Genomic DNA, 1385 nt, shown 5'->3' with positions numbered 1-1385 from the left:
CGCCAAGAAGGAACCTCGGGGCCCCTGGACCCAGAAGCCGCAACCACCTCGCTTTTCGGGGGGTGGACCTCGCAAGGAGGAGGCTGCGGACCGTGGGCCGCGGCTTTGCTACAGTTGTGGCAAGCCGGGACACATTGCGGCCAACTGCCGAGCCAAGACCAAGCCCACCTTGGGGGATTTTCTGCCCGCTGCAGATCCCCCTTCCGGGAGCTTGGGGAAGGCGACCGCCAGGAAAAGGGGCAAGGACTCAGACGAGATCGCCTGGACGTGTGGAAACTGCCAGTGCCCCCACGACAACGACGCCAAGCTCTCTTGCAGGCGGTGCCTCAGGCCCCGCGCCCCTGGGCCCGGGCCGATGGAGCGGGATGTGGCCCCGCACGACATGCCGGTGCCTATGGACGCGACTGGCGACCTGGGCGAGAACGCTGGCAGCAGGGCGGTGCAGGAGAGAGAGGCGACGATCAACCAACTGGTCGGCATGCTCCGGCTGTTGGGGGTCGCCTCTCCCATGGAGGTCTTGAAGACGGCCGGATTGGCGGGTGTCTCGCTGGACGGAGACAAAGCGAAGGACGCGCAGGAGTTGAGTCACAGCGACCGCTTGGCGAAGGACACGGCGCGGCTCAAACAGCTGGCGGACCAGCAGCGGGTAGTGAGGAAGCAGGTCGACGAGTTGGCATATGTTATGCAGCGGCATCAGGCGGAACTCACGAGCTTGCGCACGGCACTGGCATCCCTGGAGAAGGACTGCAGCGAAACCGCTGCAGCGTGTGCCCCGGCGGTGACCAAGAGGACGGTGGACGAAGCCGGCGCCTCCCCCGCGGAGTCCATCCAGGTCTTGGAGACTATCTCCAGTTTCCTCGACGACGGCACTCACATGAACAATGCATACAATGCGTATATTGCGCAGTGCGAGGGGACTCAGACTCAGCCGGAGCCGCCGGCTCTTTGGATCTCGAAGGCGGCCAGAGCGGAGATTGGCAAGGCCAAGGCCCTCTTGCTCAAGAGCCTGGCCGAGGAGACAGCGCCCAAGAAGCGGCGCGTCGTGGTGGGAGGGGCGGACGCAAGGCCGTAGCTGAGGGGCCAGGCGGACGCCGGGCACTTTGGTTCATCCTATCCACCATGGCGCTCTCCTTGCAATGTGGTGTGGATCACCTGGGCGCCCCTTCAGGGATCAGGGCCAGCGGCGGGTCGGCTGACGGGCCCTCCACTGTTGACGGGCTTTCCGCGCGCGACGACCTGAGGGTGGGTCTCGCGCGCATCGGAGACTGGGTTCGAAGTGAAGCCAGCACGGTGCTGGATCGTGAGTCCCTCGGCCGCATCGAGGCTCGCTTCCTGGCGGAGGTGCAGGACTTGCAGGAGCTCGCGCCGAAGGGTTGGGCGGTGCG

2 protein-coding genes are annotated in these 1385 nt (G+C 65.8%); both read left to right on the top strand.

All coding sequences use genetic code 11. The annotated features are described in order from the left end of the window. Positions 1 to 367: 367 nt before the first annotated feature. A complete protein-coding gene (locus tag ABWQ00_RS16075; RefSeq protein WP_353239665.1) occupies positions 368 to 1072 on the top strand; it encodes a hypothetical protein in 705 nt (234 codons plus the stop codon). A gap of 47 nt (positions 1073 to 1119) precedes the next feature. Next, the coding region (locus tag ABWQ00_RS16070) for a hypothetical protein (RefSeq protein ID WP_353239664.1) at positions 1120 to 1385 on the top strand (266 nt) is incomplete at its 3' end.

It is taken from the genome of Limnohabitans sp., assembly GCF_040400975.1.
Lineage (GTDB): Bacteria > Pseudomonadota > Gammaproteobacteria > Burkholderiales > Burkholderiaceae_C > Limnohabitans_A.
This window is presented reverse-complemented; position numbering and strand designations above follow the sequence as displayed.